Annotated in this window: 10 protein-coding genes; 2 read left to right on the plus strand and 8 right to left on the minus strand. The window is 71.0% G+C overall.

Annotated features, from left to right (window positions below; translation table 11 throughout):
- On the minus strand, positions 1 to 1,228 hold a 1,228-nt coding region (locus ACFY2Q_RS29000), incomplete at its 3' end, for an N-acetylmuramoyl-L-alanine amidase (protein WP_387135755.1).
- Positions 1,228 to 2,520 (minus strand): FG-GAP repeat domain-containing protein, encoded by a 1,293-nt coding sequence (locus ACFY2Q_RS29005; protein WP_387135757.1) that lies wholly within the window; start codon positions 2,518 to 2,520, stop codon positions 1,228 to 1,230. The genes ACFY2Q_RS29000 and ACFY2Q_RS29005, both read right to left, overlap by 1 nt.
- Positions 2,521 to 2,873: 353 nt before the next feature.
- Here ACFY2Q_RS29005 and ACFY2Q_RS29010 point away from each other — a divergent pair, with 353 nt between their 5' ends.
- The gene (locus ACFY2Q_RS29010) at positions 2,874 to 3,920 is read left to right on the plus strand and encodes a LacI family DNA-binding transcriptional regulator (RefSeq protein ID WP_387135759.1); all 1,047 of its coding nucleotides are present in this window, start codon (positions 2,874 to 2,876) and stop codon (positions 3,918 to 3,920) included.
- 15 nt (positions 3,921 to 3,935) lie between these two features.
- On the opposite strand, the gene ACFY2Q_RS29015 is transcribed toward ACFY2Q_RS29010, so the two are convergent.
- The 6 genes from ACFY2Q_RS29015 to ACFY2Q_RS29040 all read right to left on the minus strand — a co-directional run bounded on the left by ACFY2Q_RS29015 (position 3,936) and on the right by ACFY2Q_RS29040 (position 14,910).
- Entirely contained in the window at positions 3,936 to 5,570 is a 1,635-nt protein-coding gene (locus ACFY2Q_RS29015) for a fucose isomerase (RefSeq protein WP_387135761.1), read from the minus strand.
- Between the two features lie 79 nt (positions 5,571 to 5,649).
- Positions 5,650 to 6,642, minus strand: a complete 993-nt coding sequence (locus ACFY2Q_RS29020; RefSeq protein ID WP_387135763.1) for a substrate-binding domain-containing protein — start codon at positions 6,640 to 6,642, stop codon at positions 5,650 to 5,652.
- Between the two features lie 27 nt (positions 6,643 to 6,669).
- Positions 6,670 to 7,764, minus strand: a complete 1,095-nt coding sequence (locus ACFY2Q_RS29025; protein WP_387135765.1) for an ABC transporter permease — start codon at positions 7,762 to 7,764, stop codon at positions 6,670 to 6,672.
- Entirely contained in the window at positions 7,761 to 9,407 is a 1,647-nt protein-coding gene (locus tag ACFY2Q_RS29030; RefSeq protein WP_387135767.1) for a sugar ABC transporter ATP-binding protein, read from the minus strand. The genes ACFY2Q_RS29025 and ACFY2Q_RS29030 overlap by 4 nt, the downstream gene beginning before the upstream one ends.
- The gene (locus ACFY2Q_RS29035) at positions 9,404 to 11,623 is read right to left on the minus strand and encodes a family 43 glycosylhydrolase (protein ID WP_387135769.1); all 2,220 of its coding nucleotides are present in this window, start codon (positions 11,621 to 11,623) and stop codon (positions 9,404 to 9,406) included. Before ACFY2Q_RS29035 ends, ACFY2Q_RS29030 begins: the two co-directional genes overlap by 4 nt.
- Positions 11,623 to 14,910, minus strand: coding sequence for a DUF2961 domain-containing protein (locus ACFY2Q_RS29040; RefSeq protein ID WP_387135771.1), 3,288 nt, complete (start codon positions 14,908 to 14,910; stop codon positions 11,623 to 11,625). Before ACFY2Q_RS29040 ends, ACFY2Q_RS29035 begins: the two co-directional genes overlap by 1 nt.
- Positions 14,911 to 15,276: 366 nt before the next feature.
- On the opposite strand from ACFY2Q_RS29040, the gene ACFY2Q_RS29045 reads away from it, so the two are divergent.
- Positions 15,277 to 15,943, plus strand: a 667-nt coding sequence (locus ACFY2Q_RS29045) for a M23 family metallopeptidase (protein WP_387135773.1), incomplete at its 3' end; no start/stop codon positions are given.

Here is a 15,943-nt window from a genome sequence, read left to right on the forward strand (position 1 = left end):
CGACGTAGGCGTCGGCGAGGGGGCTGTGGGTGAAGGTGATGACGTCGTCGCGGCCGTCGCCGGTGAAGTCCGTGGGCGAACCCCCGAAATACCGGGCGGCCGACCCGCCGCCGCCCTGGTTCACGAGCGAGAGGTAGTAGTTCCAGTTCCAGTTCGGCCCCGGATCGGTGTGGTTGTTGCCCGGGATCTCGCTGTGACCCTTGATGCCCGTACGGTTCTTCGGAATGCCGTACTTGTCGCACAGGTAACGGGTCAGCGCGGCCGACGACCGGTACATCGCGTCGGTGAACCACGCCGGGTCGGCGACGTAGCCCTCGTGCTCGATGCCGACGCCGTAGGCGTTGCCGGAGAGAGCGTGGTACGCGGTGTCGCCCTCGCGAACCATTTGGGTGATCTCGCCGTTGCTGGACTTCACCACGTAGTGGGCGCTGACCCCCGACGACGGATTCTGGAACCAGCTGACCGTGCCGGCGTACGAGCCCTGGGTGACGTGCAGGATCACAGTCGTGATCCGGCTGGACCGCCCGACGCCGTAGTTGGCGCCGTTCGCGGCGACCCACCGCGCCGGCGGGTACTCCGGCACGGCGGCAGCCAGCGCGCCAGGTGCCGCCCCTGCGGGGAGCACCGTGGCGTAACGGCCCCGCTCCGGCTCGGCCCGGTGCGCCCGGACTGGGACGGCACCCGGGATACCCTGCTGCACCAGGTCGTAGATCCCGTCCGCGTACAGGCGTGCGGTCGAGTCGTCCGCCGCGCCTGCGTACCTCGCCACCACCGGATACCACGCGGTGACCCGGTCCCGGGCGGTCGCGGTCAACCCCTCGGCGTCGGCCAGGTCGCGCAGCACGGCCGCGCCGCCACGGATGTTCGCCGAGGTGACGGTCTTCAGCCTGCCGACCGGCTCACCGGTAAGGGCCGCCGCCCGTTCCAGGCTGTGCTGGGTGGGGTTGCTCACCAGGTGCATCACCCCGTAGCCGTTGGCCTGGCTCGGCTTGCCGTCGTGGCCGTCCAGCCGGGACTCGCCGTAGCCGACCGCGACCAGGACGTCCCGGGGTACGTCGTACTCCTGTGCCGCCCGCACGAATGCGGCGTCCAGGTCGCCACGACCCGGCGGCGTCGCGGTCGCGGGCGTCGGCGGGACCGCTACCGCGCCGACGAGCGCCGCGGCCAGCAGGGCGACGCCTCCGCGCCGTCGTCGTGTTCCGGCCACGGGGGCCACCAGTCGCGACATCACAGAGTCACCTCACCGTTCAGGCCGAAGTAGTCGTGCCATTTGCTGCTGGGACCGAACGTGGTCCCGGTCGACAGTGCGACGTAGACGTCGTTTGTGGCGTTCTTGGTGAAGACGATGAGGTCGTCTTTGCCGTCGCCGTTGGCGTCGCCGAGGTAGGGGAATTCGCCAGCGAGGCAGAAGAAGTCGTGCCATTTCACAGTGGTGCCGGTGAAGGTGGTGCCGGTGGAGGTGGCGGCGTAGACGTCGGCGTCGGTGTTGCAGGTGAAGGTGACGATGTCGTCGCGTCCGTCGCCGTTGATGTCGCCGACGCGGGGTTGTTCGGTGCCGACGGCGAACAGGTCGTGCCACTTCTGCGGTGGTCCGAACGACGTGCCGGTGGACAGGGCGACGATGACGTCGGAGGCGGTGGTGGGGCCTTGGGTGAAGGTGATGATGTCGTCGCGTCCGTCGCCGTTGACGTCACCGACGGCGGCGATCTCCGCGCCCGGGGCGAACCAGTCGTGCCACCTGCCCGGCGAGGTGAACGCCGACCCGGTGGACAACGCCACGTAGACGTCGCCGGTGTTGCTGTGCGCGAACGTGACGATGTCGTCCCGTCCGTCGCCGTTGAAGTCGCCTGTCGACGCGGTCTCCCCACCGATGGAGAAGAAGTCGTTCCACTTCACCGACGTCCCGGCGAAGCCGGTGCCGGTGGAGGTGCTCACGTAGACGTCGGCGGCGGCGTTCTGCGTGAAGGTGAGGACGTCGTCGCGGCCGTCGCCGTTGACGTCGGTCGGTGCGCCGCCGATCATGGCGTGGGTCCGCGCCCCCTGGTTGAGCAGCGTCCGCGCCGTTGCCGCTGCCTGGTCGTATCGATCGGGAAAGCCCGACCGCTGTACGCACTGGGCGACCTGACCGGCCGTGTAGCCGGGATTGTTGCGATCGCAGGTGATCGCCCGGGTGACGTACTGCGTGGTGGCGTAGACCGGGTCCATGATCTGCTCCGGGGTGCCCCAGCCGTAGTCCCAGCGCTGCTGGAAGACTCCCAGGCTGGACTTGTCGCCACAGGGCAGGTTGTTCATGTGGGACTCGACCCATCCGGCCTCGAACGTCGAGAGCATGACCTTGTCGTTAGCGTTGTACGACCGGGCGACCCGGTAGACCACGAGGGTGACGGCCGGATCGTGGGTGGCGGGCACGGACGGACAGGTGAGCGTGTCGATCGGTACGGCGACCGCGGGCGCACCGACCGCGAGGGTTGCCGTTGCTGTCATGAGGGCGACAAGCATCGCCAGCGAACGTCGTCTCACAGCGCTCCTCAGGGACGTCAGGTGTGCGACCGGTTGGTGGTTCGCCGGCTGACACCCACCCCCGTGGACGCCGCGTCAGCCGGCGCCGGTCGGCCGTCCGAAAAGCGGGCCACCCGGCACGCGAGAGAGCAAGAAATCGATTGCTGACGAGTGTTGTAGTCACAGGCATCGATGTCAATACCTCCGTCGCCCGGCATTCGGGCGGCCTGGGCCCGACCAGAAATCGATTGCTTACTCTGTATAGGATTCCGAGCGATCTCCCGAGGTGCGATCACACCCGGGGGTCGGCGACCCGACGGGCGAACCGCCACCATCGGGCCGCCTGGCCCCGGGGCGACAACGATGGGGGCGGGATGACGACCATCTACGATGTGGCCCGCAGGGCCGGCGTGTCGCCTGCGACCGTCTCCCGGGTGCTCAACGGACGCGACTCCGTCGACCCGGAGCTGGCCGCCCGAGTGCGGCAGGCCGCACAGGATCTCGACTACCGCCCGAATGCGGTGGCCCGCAGCCTGCGCCGGAGCCGAACCAGCCTCTGGGCGGTCATCATCTCCGACATCGGAAACCCGTTCTTCACCTCCATGGTGCGTGGCGTCGAGGACGTCGCACAGGAGGCCGGATTCTCGGTCGTGCTGTGCAACGGCGACGAGGACCCGGAGAAGGAGGCCCGGTACGTCGCGGCCGCTGTCGCCGAGCGGATGGCGGGGGTGATCATCTCCTCGTCCGGGCGGCCGGCCCTGATCACCCGGCTGGTGCAGGCCGGCATTCCGGTCGTGGCCATCGACCGGCAGCCGCGCGGCGTCGACGTGGACACCGTGCTCGTCGACAACATCCACGGCGCCGAGCAGGCGACGACCCACCTGGTGGGCAGCGGCTACCGACGGATCGCCTGCATCACCGGCCCGCGCCGGATCTCCACCGCGATGCAGCGGCTGCGGGGCTACCAGAAGGCGCTCAAGGCGAGCGGCCGCTCCTGGAGCGACGACCTGATCCGGTACGCGGACTTCCGCGAGGAGGGCGGATACCGCGCGATGGCCTCGCTGCTGGAAACCGGCGAGCCGCCGGACGCGGTGTTCGCGGCCAACAACCTGATGACCGTGGGGGCTGTCGAATGCCTTGTCGACAACGGCATCGACGTTCCCGACCGGTTCGGCATCGTCGGGTTCGACGACATCCCGTGGGCGCACCTGGTCCGGCCGTCGCTGAGCACAGTCGCCCAACCCACCTACGACCTGGGTCGTACGGCAGCCTCGCTGCTCGTCGAGCGGATCGCCGACCCGGCGAAGGCGTCCTCGACCGTCGTGCTGCGCACCGAACTGCGGGTACGGGAGAGTTCGGCCCCCGGGCAGCCGAACCGCCCCGACGACGACCCTCGACGCCGCAGCACAACCGGCCTGTGAGACGAGACCTGCCGCTCATATCCGCACGTCGCCGCAGAGGTACACCCGTACGCCCAGCTCGGCGAAGAAGGCCGCCTTCACTCGTAGCGCACGGTCGGCGGTCAGAGCGTCGGGAGCGTAGACGACGTTGACATGGTTGGCCTTGTGCCGGGCCATCAACTGGTCGCGGCCCACACCGTGCAGCACGGCGTGCATGATCGGCCACTGTGGATTCGTGGCGTCGAGTCGACGCTGCGTCTCGGCCGCGGGCAACTCCACCACTGTGCCGCGACCGAGGTCCACGTGCAGCGCGCCGTCCATGACGAACACCCGCGACCAGACGATCTCCCCCGGTTTCGACACGCCGCTGAGGGTGCCGCCGCCGAGCGGGAAGTACATCGGCGGCTGGCGCATGCTGTAGGACCTGTCGTAACCCCCGTTGTGCGACGCGGGCACCGACCCGGAGATCTCGAAGACCCAGACGAAACGGTCGTCGTACTGCTCTCCCCAGCGGATGTCGTGCAGCGTCGTGGCCGGGTCCAGACCCATCGCGGTCCAGATCCGGTTGGTGATCAACGAGTCCACGGCGACGCCCTCGTCGACCTCGTTGAAGTGCGGCAGCGGCACACCCGCGTACAGCTCCCGTGAGCCGTCCCGGCTGGTCACCGGGGGGCGCACCACGTTGTTCAGCAGCCCCTCGGCCAGGTCGCTGGCCGGAACGGTGTCCTTGAGCCCCTGCTGGTACTGGATTCCCACCGCGTCCAGGCCGAAGTCGTCGGCGATGCGCAGTGCGGCGACGTACATCCTGCACTGGCTGAGCAGTTGGGCGTGGGTCAGTTCGGTGGCCTCGTCGACGCCGGTGTGGAACGTCATCCCGGCCGCTTCGAGCCAGGCGAGCACGGCTTGCGCCTCCGCGTCGGGCACCCGCGCCATCTCCGCCACCAGCGCGCTCTGCGACAGGCGTTCCTTGAAGATGCCCAGCGGGTTGAGCAGCTCGTCGTCGATGATGGCGTTGTACATGCCCATGCAGCCCTCGTCGAAGACACCGATGATGGCCCGCTCCCAGACGAGCTGCCGGGCCAGCGCCACGCCGAGTTCGACCTCGGCGTCCGGCGGCAGCGACGGCAGCTGGCGTACGTGGCTCTCGTCGTGCACCACCTCGCCGGTCTCCAGCCACTTCTTCAATCCGTCGCGCGCCCACTCGTCGGTGAAGTCCTCGCTCCACAACGTCGAATACCGCACGCCCGCCTTGGTGAGGCTGCCCGCGAGGTTGAGCAGCCCCACCAGACCGGGATACTTCCCGCTCCAGTTCGCGACGAGCAGGATCGGCCCGCGGTGGGCGCGCAGCCCGGCCAGCACATGGTGGCTGTACTGCCAGACCGCCTCGACCACGATGAGCGGGGCGTCGGGCGGGATCGTCCGGAAGACCTCGATCCCGGCGCGCTGACTGTCGATGAACCCGTGGCCGGCGACCGCGTCGACGTCGTGACCGCGCCGGACGTGCCAGCCCAGCGCGGTGACGGCGGCGCCGAGGTCCTCTTCGAGCTGGCGCTGGGTGGGCCAGCAGGTGACGTTCGCGCTCAACCGCAGGTCACCGCTGGCCACTGTGTAGACGGTGCGCGGCGGGGCGACCGGCGGCTGCACCGGCACGGGCAGGGTGTAACGGGTCACGGGGCGGCTCCCTTGACTGTCGGGCGCTTGACGGGTCGAGCAGTCGTTGCGGCGAAGCGACCAGCAGAGCGGTGCGTGCTCAGAGACCACCGAGCTTCGCGTACGCCTCGGCGGCGTTGTCCCTGGTGATCCGCGTCGTGTCCAGCGTGGTGGCGCGCGGGACGTCCGTGGCGCAGTCGACAAGGATCTTGCGGGCGAGTTCGACGGCTTCGCGGCCACCTGTGGCGTACTGGAAGGTCGCAGCGAGGCGGCCCTGTTCGACGGCCTTGATCCCGCCGGAGGGCACCGGCAACGCGTCGATGCCTGTGAACTTGATCTTTTGTTCGAGCCCGGCCGCCTTGGCGGCGAGGTAGGCCCCTTCGGCCATCGGATCGTTGTGCGCATAGACGGCCGACACGTCCGGGTGGGCCTTGATCAGGGCGTCCGCCACCGACTGCCCCTTCTCGCGCAGCCAGTCTCCGGGTTGGGAGGCAACGATCTCGATCTTCGGGTTGCCGGCGATACCCTCGCGGAACCCCTTCGCGCGCTCGGCCGCAGGCGTCGAGCCGGGGAGTCCCGCGATCTCGATCACCTTGCCGCCGCCGGGGAGCAGTGTCGTGGCGTAGAACTCGCCGGCCGCCTTGCCGATCGCGACGTTGTCCCCTCCGATGAAGGCGGTGTACGCCTCGCCCTCGACCTTGCGATCCAGCACGATCACCGGGACGCCCCTGTCGTACGCCTTCTTGACCACTGCGGTCAGCGGCTTGGCCTCGTTGGGCGAGATGATCAGCAGGTTGATCCTCTGGGTGAGGAAGTTCTCCACGTCGGCGACCTGCTTGCTGTTGTCCTGCGCGGCGTCGGAGACCACGACGCGGAAGCCGGGGACCTCCTTCGCGGCCGTCTGCACGTCGTTGTTCATCACCTGCCGGTACGGCTCGGCATTGTTGGCCTGCGACATGCCGATCAGGAAATCCTTGCCGGTGCCGCAGGCGCGGGCCTCGCCGGCGTCGTCGGAGGGTTTCTCGACGGTGCATCCCGTGGTGGTCAGAAGCGTGCCGGTGACCAGCAACGCGAGCACGGTTCGTCTGTGCATGGCAGTGGCTCCTCGGTGTGGGTTCGGTCAGGCGATGCCGCGGCGCAGCTTCTGCAAGGCCGCCGCGAGCACGATCACCAGTCCCTTGATCAGCAGTTGGACGTTGGCGTCGATGTTGTTGAGCGCGAGGATGTTGTTGAGGATGCCGAGCAGCAGAGCGCCGGCGAGGGTGCCGCCCATCGAGCCGGAGCCCCCGGCCAGGCTCGTCCCGCCGATCACCACAGCGGCGATCGCGTCCAGCTCGTATCCGGCGCCGTCGTTGGGGCTGCCCTGGTTGAGCTGCCCCGCGTGGATCACGCCAGCCACCGCCGCGAGGAGCCCGGCGACCGCGAAAACGGCGACCTTGACCCGGGTGACGGGGACCCCTGAGAGCCGGGCCGCCTTCTCGTTGCCGCCGATCGCGTAGACGTGCCGGGCGAACGCGGTCGTGCGCAGCACCACGATCGCCGCGACCCCGATCAGGACGAACAGCACCGCCGGCACCGGGAGCACCCCGTTGACCGAGCCGTTGAGCAGTTCGAAGGCCGGCGGGGCCTCCTGGGGTCCGTCGCCGTAGGCGATCGGGATGCCCAGGCCGCCCGACCAGATCCGGGCGATGCCCCGCGCGACCTGGAGACCGGCAAGGGTGACGATGAACGACTGGATGCCGAGGCGGGCCACGGCGTACCCCTGCACGGCGCCGAAGAGCGCACCGATCACGAGCACCACGGCGACCGCGGGCACGATGCCGAACCCCGAGTCGACCAGGAGGGTCGCCGTGCCGACGGCCGACAGACCGAGGATGGCGCCGACCGACAGGTCGATGCCCCCCAGCAGGATCACGAAGGTCATGCCGATCGCGATGATGCCGATCTCCGACACCGCGCGGACGATGTTGCCGAGGTTCCCGGCGGTGAGGAAGAGGATCTCGCCGTCGCGTCGGGGTGAGGCGAGGATCGCGACGACGAATACCACGAGCAACGCGAAGAGACTCTGCACCGCGAAGAGCCGGTCGACGAGTTCGCGCCGGCTGCGTGGGCGGCGTAGCCACCGGGCGGCGGTGCCCCGCAGCCCGACCGTGCCGGCAGCCGGCGGCACCTCGGTCACGGCGGGCTCCGGCGGCGGTACGCGGATGTCGGTCATCGTTCGTCCCTTCCGGCGGTCGCGCCGCCCATCGCCGCCGCGAGAATGTCCTCGCCGGTGCAGCCGTCGGTGGCGAGGTCGGCCACGGCGCGACCGCCGCGCAGCACCAGCACGCGGTCGCAGACACCGAGCAGCTCGGGCAGCTCCGACGAGGCGAGCAGGATGCCCATGCCGTCGTCGGCGAGCCGGCGCAGCAGTCGGTAGATCTCGGCCTTCGCGCCGATGTCGACGCCGCGGGTCGGCTCGTCGAGCAGCAGCAGCCGGGGCTCGGCGAGCAGTTGCCGGCCGAAGACGACCTTCTGCTGGTTGCCGCCGGAGAGCGCGCCGACGGGTGTGGCCGCCGACGCCGTCTTGATCGCCAGTTCGGTGATCGTTCGCTGGACCGCGGAGCGCTCCCGTGGACGGCTGACGAATCCGGCGGTCGTCACGCTCGCCAGGGCAGTCAGCATGATGCTGCGACCGACCGGGTGTTCGAGGACGAGCGCGGCGCGGCGACGGTCCTCGGGAACGAAGCCGACGCCGGCGCGCAGGGCCGCGCGCGGGTGCCTCGGCGCGTACGGGCTGCCCTTCAACCGGATCGTGCCGGTGCGCCGCCCACGCGGCCCGGCACCGAAGAGGGTTTCCAGCAACTCGGTGCGACCGGCTCCCATCAGGCCGGCCAGGCCCACGATCTCACCGGCCCGCACGGTGAGGCTGATGCCGTCCGGCTCGCAACGGCCGGGCCGGGACGCCCGGGGCCGCACGACCAGGTCGGTGACGTCGAGCAGAGGCTCGCGCCCGGTCCCGCGCGAGCCGTCCGCGTCACCCGGTGCGAGGGCGTCTCCTGGTGCGGGGCCGTCTCCCGGTGCGGGGGCGAACAGGGAGGTGGCCCGTTCGCCGACCATCATCGCGATGATCCGCCGCCGGCCCATCCGCCCGGCGGGCACGACACCGGCGACCGAACCGTTGCGCAGCACCGTCGCACGGTCGGCGACGACCTCGATCTCCTCCATCCGGTGCGAGATGTAGACGACGCCGACGCCCCGCCGGCGCAGGCCGTCGATGGTGGCGAAGAGCCGCCGCACCTCCCCGTCGGCGAGCGCGGCCGTCGGCTCGTCCATGACGAGCACGCGGGCGTCCAGCGCGAGCGCCTTGGCGATCTCGACGAGCTGCTGCTCCCCGACGCGCAACGAGCCCACGGGCCGCCGCGGATCGATGTCGGCCCCGAGCAGGTCCAGGTGCTTCCGCGCGGTACGCACCGCCGCCCGCCTGTCGACGGTGCGCAGCCGCGTCCGGGGTTCCCGTCCGAGGACCAGGTTGTCGGCCACCGACAGGGCGGGCACCAGGTCGAGTTCCTGGTGAATGGTCGCGATGCCGGCGGCCTGGGCAGCGGCGGGACCGGCGAACCGCACCGGCGAACCGTCGACAGTGACCTCACCGTCGTAGTCGGTGATGACGCCGGAGAGAATGTTGATCAGGGTGGACTTGCCCGCGCCGTTCTCCCCCAGCAACGCGTGCACCTCGCCGGCCCGCACGTCGAAGGTGACGCCGTCCAGGGCCGTCACGCCGCCGAACCTCTTCGCCACGCCGGTCATGGCGACCACCACCGGCCCATGTGTGCCCGCCGCCGTGCCCGCCGGGTCGCCGGTGTCCACGACTGTCACGGGACCGCGTTGACAGCGGCGTGCGCGGCGTCGGCGAACGCCACGTCCCGCCGGAGCCCGCTCGCCACCAGACGCCAGGTGCCGCCCGGATACTGCCCCGGCCCCCAGGACAGGCCACCCGCACGCCACAACGGTTGCCAGGCGGCCATCGCGTGGCCGGCGTCGTACCAGGTGTTGTCGCCGCGCCAGGCCGACCCCCACCGGTGTACCGCGACCACCGAGAGCCCGTCCCCTGTCGACATCGTCCACCTGGGCATTCCGGTGACGTCACCGGTCGGTCGTGCCTCCACCGTCGCGTCGCCGACCGCCGGGGAGGCGCCGTCGACGTTGAACGCCACCTCCCACACCGCAGCGGTCGGCCACCCGTTTACCGACCAGGTGATGTCGCTCTGCAACCCGGGGCCGGACCATCGGGGCGCCACAGTGAGCAGCCAGTCGGCGGTGACCGGCTCGTCGCCGAACGGAATGCCGACCAGGTTGATCCGGGAGCCGTCGGCCGACACGTCGACCCGGGCCGGGGCGCCGGCCCGGTCGGTCACGTCGAACCGACCCACCGCGAGGTACGGCCCGGTGCCGCGATGCGAGGAGTCGAGCGCGGGCCGGTAGTTGCCCGCCCCGGCCGGGTCCACGGCCAGCGCCGCGATCCGGGCGTTCGGCCAGGTCCGTATGTCGGCGCGGAGGAACCCGGTGCTCACCGTGTAACCGCGCGCCACCACCTGCGTCGACCACGTCAGCGGCGCCAGCCAGAGCCCACCCTGCCCCCAGCCGGCGTGACTGAGATACCAGGTCGAGCCGTCCACCACGACCTCGGCGGCGTGCGCGTCCAGGACCGCCACCTTCTCCGCCCCGTCGAACCGCAGCGGATCGCGGCTGCGGTAGACGGCTGTCCGCCGGTACGCGGCGCCGTAGTCAGTGCCGTCGCAGCAGACGAAGAGGTACCACCACTCCCCTCGGCGCACCACGAACGGCGACTCGGTCTGCCCGCCCGCCTGGCCGACGTGCGGTGACGTGTAGGCGATCGCGCGGGCGCTCCAGGACAGCAGGTCGGTGCTGGTCCGGTACGCCACGACGTGGTTGCCGCCGGACGGGCTCGACGTGGCCGTGTAGTACATGACCCAGCGGTCACCGACCCTTGTCACCATCGGGTCGCGGGCCTCCCACCCGTCGGTGAACAGCGGGTTGGCGGAGCTGCGGGTCCAGGTGAACAGGTCGGTCGAGGTGGCCAGGTGCATGCGGTAGCGGGCGTAGTCCGGATTACCTGCCGCGTAGAACATGTAGTAGACGCCGTTGTGGTGCACGACGTGGGGAGCCCAGATCCACTGCTCTCCCGCCCCCGGGTTGGCGACCAACGCCGCCGGCCGCTTCGTCCACGGGCCGGTCGGGCTCGGCGCCGTCGCGTGCCCGAAGACCTTCTCGTCCTGCGGCGCTCCGGGTTCGGCGTGGGTGATGCCGAACAGGTGCCACACGCCGGTCTGCTGGTGGCGCACCAGCGTGTGGTCGTTGTAGTACCAGGTCGTCGACTCGCCCACGCTCGGGTCGTAGACACGTGTCGACGCGCCCCGGGTCGGGGTCTCGCCAACGGTCTCGTACGGGGTCGTGGTGACCGCCGCGAGCGGGCCGACACGGCGCAGCGTCACCGTGTCCAGCCCCGCGAAGAAGCCGGTCGACGACGCGGACCGGCCGGTGACCGTGACCGTGAGGCGGTGCGTGCCGGTCGCCAGCGACGCCGAGCCCAGCGGCACCGCGCCGGTGCGCTGCACGGTGCCGGCGTACCCGTCGAAGAGTTGGCCGACCGCCACCCCGTCGACGGCGAAACGCAGCGTGCCGTAGTCGCCGGCCCGGGTGAGCACCGCGCCGAGGTCGTACTGCCCGGCCGGCACCGACGGCAGGGTGAGCGTCACCGAGTCGCCGGCGCGGGCACTCCGGAACCACAACTGACGCCCGCCGGACCAGCTCACCCCGCAACAGTCGGCCTGTGCACCGACCGGCGCGGTGGCGTTGACGACCGCCAGCGACTCGGCCTCGAACCGTACCGGGTCGTCGGCCAGGGCCGCTGCCGCCGGGACCGCTGCCAGGGCCGCTGCCGCCGGGACCGCCGCCAGGGCCGCTGCCGCCGGGACCGCTGCCAGGGCCGCTGCCGCCGGGACCGCTGCCAGGGCCGGTGCCGTCAGGACCGCTCCGAGCAGGAGCGCGGCGGTGACACGTCGGGCGCGCATCACGACACGCTCGGGCGGGGCAGGTCGACACCGGGGGCGAACTGGTCGTGCCAGCGGTTGACGGCTCCGAGAGCGCCGCCGGTGGAGAGCGAGACGTACGCGTCGGCGGTGAGGCCGCGGGTGAACCGCACCACGTCGGCCCGCCCGTCGCCGTTGAAGTCACCGACCCCTGGTAGGTCGTCGCCGAGTGCGAAGTTGTCGTGCCACTTCCAGGCGTTCTGCACGAAGCGGGTGCCGTCGGAGAGCGACACGAACACGTCGCCGGCCGTACCCCGGGTGAACGTGAGGATGTCGTCGCGACCGTCACCGTCGACGTCGCCGACCGCGGGCAGTTCGTTGCCGAAGGCGAAGCTGTCGTGCCACTTCCAGCCGTCCTCCACGAAGCGGGTGCCGTCGGAGAGCGACACGAACACGTCGCCGGCCGTACCCCGGGTGAACGTCAGGACGTCGTCGCGACCGTCACCGTCGACGTCGCCGACCGCCGGGAACTCGTCGCCGAGGGCGAAGTGGTCGTGCCACTTGACGCCGGGTCCGAAGCCGGAGCCGGTGGACAGCGCCACGTAGACGTCGGCGGCGGCGCCGCGGGTGAAGGTGATGATGTCGGTACGCCCGTCGCCGTTGACGTCGCCGACCGCCGGGGTCTCGGTGCCGGCGGCGAAGAAGTCGTGCCACTTGACCCCGGCGGCGAATCCGGTGCCGGTGGAGAGCCCGACGTAGACGTCGGCGGCGGCGCCTCGGGTGAAGGTGATGATGTCGGCGCGGCCGTCGCCGTTGACGTCACCGGTGAGCGGGATCTCGGCATCCACGGCGAAGAAGTCGTTCCAGGGCCGGCTGTCCGGCACGAAACGGGTGCCGTCGGAGAGCGAGGTGAACACGTCGGCCGCCGCGCCGCGGGTGAAGTCGATCGCGTCGTCGCGGCGGTCGCCGTTGGCGTCGCTTGTGTTGCGGCCACGGGTGGTGGCCGACACCTCGGCCGAGGGCGCGGCGGCGTTGCCCGAGCCGTCGACCGCCACGATCCGGTAGTAGCGGGTCTGGCCGGCCGGCAGCGGCCCGTGCCGGAACTCGGTGGCTCGGGTCGTGCCGACCAGGTTGGCGGCGGTGGTCGTCACCCCCGGGTTCCTTGACGCGTAGACCCGGTAGGAGACGACACCGACGTCGTCGGCGGAGGGCGTCCAGGTCAGGCCGAGCGCGTGCACGCGGCCGCCGGCCAGGGTGAGGCCGGCGACCGTGGCCGGGGCTGTGGTGTCGGCGAACGGCGTCACCATGCTGTCGGCCTGGTACCGGGCGGCGGTCCAGGCCGGCGCGCCCGGGGCAGGGGTGAGCTGGACGGTGACCGTCGACCGGCCCGCCGTCAGGGCGGCGGGTAGGACGAACCCGTCGGCCAGCCAGCGTTGCCGGTCGTTGCCCAGGGGCTGGAGCCACACCCCGGCCGGCACACCGTCGACCGACACCGCCGCCTGCTGATAGCCGCCGGACTGGTCGCCGTGGCGGCGCAGCCGTACCCCCTGGTTGGTGGGGTCGACGGCCAGCCGGAAGCGGACGGGGGCGGTCGTGGCACGGACCTGGGCGGTCTGCGGGGCGTTGTCGTCGTCGCCTTCGAAGCTGGCGGTGAGCGCGGTCTGGGTCGCCGACGAGTCGGTGTACGCGTGCGCGGCGCGGCTGGCGGCGTCGCCGGTGACGACGGTGTCGGTCCGGCGCGTGGCCACTGTGCGCTGGGTGTAGAGGAACGCGGTCGAGGCGTACTCGGCAGGCATGTCGTTGGCCGGCCCGTGTTCGATGCCGAAGCGCAGAGCGGTGCCGTACGACACCGCGTCGCCGATCATCAGCCGGTAGGCGGCGTCGCACTCGTCGACGCATCCGCCGCCGCGCACCAGGTGGGCGGTGTTGCCGGTGAAGACACCGCTGTACTCGCCGCGGTTGAAGTACCACCCCGACTCGTAGAAGTCCTCGGTGCCGGTGCCGTGGATCTGCGGCGTCGGCGAGCCGTCCACGTACACCCGCTCGTCGCCTTCGAGGTAGTTGCGGGTGTTGCCACCGATGATGTGGCCGCGCATGGTCTGCGAGACGCCCACGAACCGGCCCCGGCCGGACTGGTCGGCGATGATCCAGTCGTTGCCGCCGACAGTTTCCGCGCGCCGCGACTGGGTGGTGAAGTATCCGGAGCTGCCGTCGGCGGCGAGCCGAGACGTCCACTCGGTGCCGGGCGCCGACGTCACCTCCACCTCGATTCCGTTGACAGTGGTGCCTGTCGTGTTGACGAGCGTCACGGCGGCGGAGGAGCGGAAGGGCATCGGCCACCAGGCGCTGTACCAGCCGCCGGGTGCCGAATCCATCGCGAACATGAGGGACCGGACGCTGCGCTCGCCCAGCCCGCCCCCGAAGAACTCCCCGACCGGGCTGTCGACTGTCGTCCGGCCGTCGAACGCCATCCGCAGCCGCAGGCCGGCGAGCGTCGGCGCGCCGGCCGCCGCATCGGGTACGCGCAGCCGCAGCGCGGTGATCGCCCGTGGGCCGGTCAGGCCGGCCAACGACACCTGGCCCTGTGCCGGCGCGGTGACTGTGGCGCGGCTGGTGGAGGCGCCGGGCTGCGCGGGCTTCGGGTCGCGGGTGCCGGCGGCGCGCAGCAGGGTGACCACGTCGGTGGCCGGGTCGGCCGGGTCGAACCGGGACACGCCCTCGGCGTCGGCGAAGGTGCGGTAGGTGACGTGGTGAAAGAGCGGGTTGTTCTGGGTGGTGATCCGCATGGAATCGCGGTAGGGCATCGGCACCTTGATCGTGACGCCGCCGGAGGTCTGGTCGGCGTTGCTGACAAGTGGTGCGACGAAGGGGCCGCCGAGTCGCCCATCCACAAGGGCCTGGAGGTCGGCCTGGACGACCACGACGCCGTCGAGCTCGATGCGGATCCAGCCGGTCGCGCGGACGTCGCCCTCGTCGCGGGTGAACCAGATCGACTGCACCTCGCCGGGTCCGCGCGCCTCGGCGATCACGCAGCCGCCGCTCTGGCGCAGGCACGCCCAGGTGCCGACGAACCCGTCGTCGTTGGAGCCGTCGCGGCCGAAGCTGGAGAACTGGTGGGTACGCGTCCCGGCGGCCAGCTCCGGTAGGCGGTCGAGCCGCCGGTAGGCGTCCCAACCGGTCGGTCCCTTGTCGTCGGCGACGGCGAGCGCGGAAGCGGACACCACTGTTGGAGTGGGAGCGGCAGGTGTGGCGGCGGAAGCCGTCGCTGGCGGGATCACGGCGAGCAACGCGACGGTGGCGCCCAGCCATCGGGTGACACGGAGCTTCATCGGTGTCCCTTCCGAGCGGCCGAGATCAGCGAGAAATCGATTGCTGGCGAGTTAACTGCGAGACTTCCACGGTTGTCAATACCTTGCGGGAGCTTTACCTCCGGGGCAAGAAATCTTCATCGCCCGGGCGGTCACGCAGGGCTGGCCGAGCCCGGACTGAAGAAGTTTTTCGGCCGACAGGACCACTGCGGCAGGTATTGACAGACTCCGAAGTCTGCGGTTTCACTTCTCCTCAACGCCACCGTCTCGCCTCGCGGGACGCACCACGCCCCTCTCCGACGCGAACTGCCAGGCCCGCCCATCGGCGACACCGGCCCACGACGCGCCGCGCACCGCTGCGACCGCCCACCCGATAGGAGTCGCCCCATGTTCAGGCTCCCGAAAAGCGCCGCCCGGCGCGCCCTCGTCGCGCTGCTCACGCTGGCCGGGGTCAGCCTGACCGCCGTGGTGAGCACGCCCTCGCCCGCGCTCGCCGCGCCGAACTTCAAGGCGCCGTTCCCCTGCGGACAGCGGTGGACGTACGACCACCACAGCGCCGAGGTGCGACAGGCGCTGGACTTCGTCCGCGCCGACGGCGGCACCACAGGTGGCACGCCGCAGGTGGCGTCGGCCGCCGGCGTCGCCCGCCGCTACTCACAGCCCAGCGGAGCCGGCAACTACGTAGTCATCGACCATGGCGGCGGCTGGACCACCTACTACTTCCACCTCAGCGCGTACTCGGTGCCCGACGGCGCCTACGTGCAGCAGGGGCAGCAGATTGGCATCACCGGCAGCACCGGCAATTCATCCGGGCCGCATCTGCACTACGAGCAGCTCTACAACGGGGTCGGCCAGACGATCGTCATCAACGGGGTGTCCCTCGCGCCGTATCCCGGCCAGTACAACCAGAAGTACCTGGTCAGCGACAACTGCGGTACGCCGCCACCACCGCCCGCCGGCCGGTATTTCGGGGGTTCGCCCACGGACTTCACCGGCGACGGCCGCGACGACGTCATCACCTTCACCCACAGCCCCCTCGCCGACGCCTACGTCG

This window comes from Micromonospora sp. NPDC000316 (genome assembly GCF_042898885.1).
Classification (GTDB): domain Bacteria; phylum Actinomycetota; class Actinomycetes; order Mycobacteriales; family Micromonosporaceae; genus Micromonospora.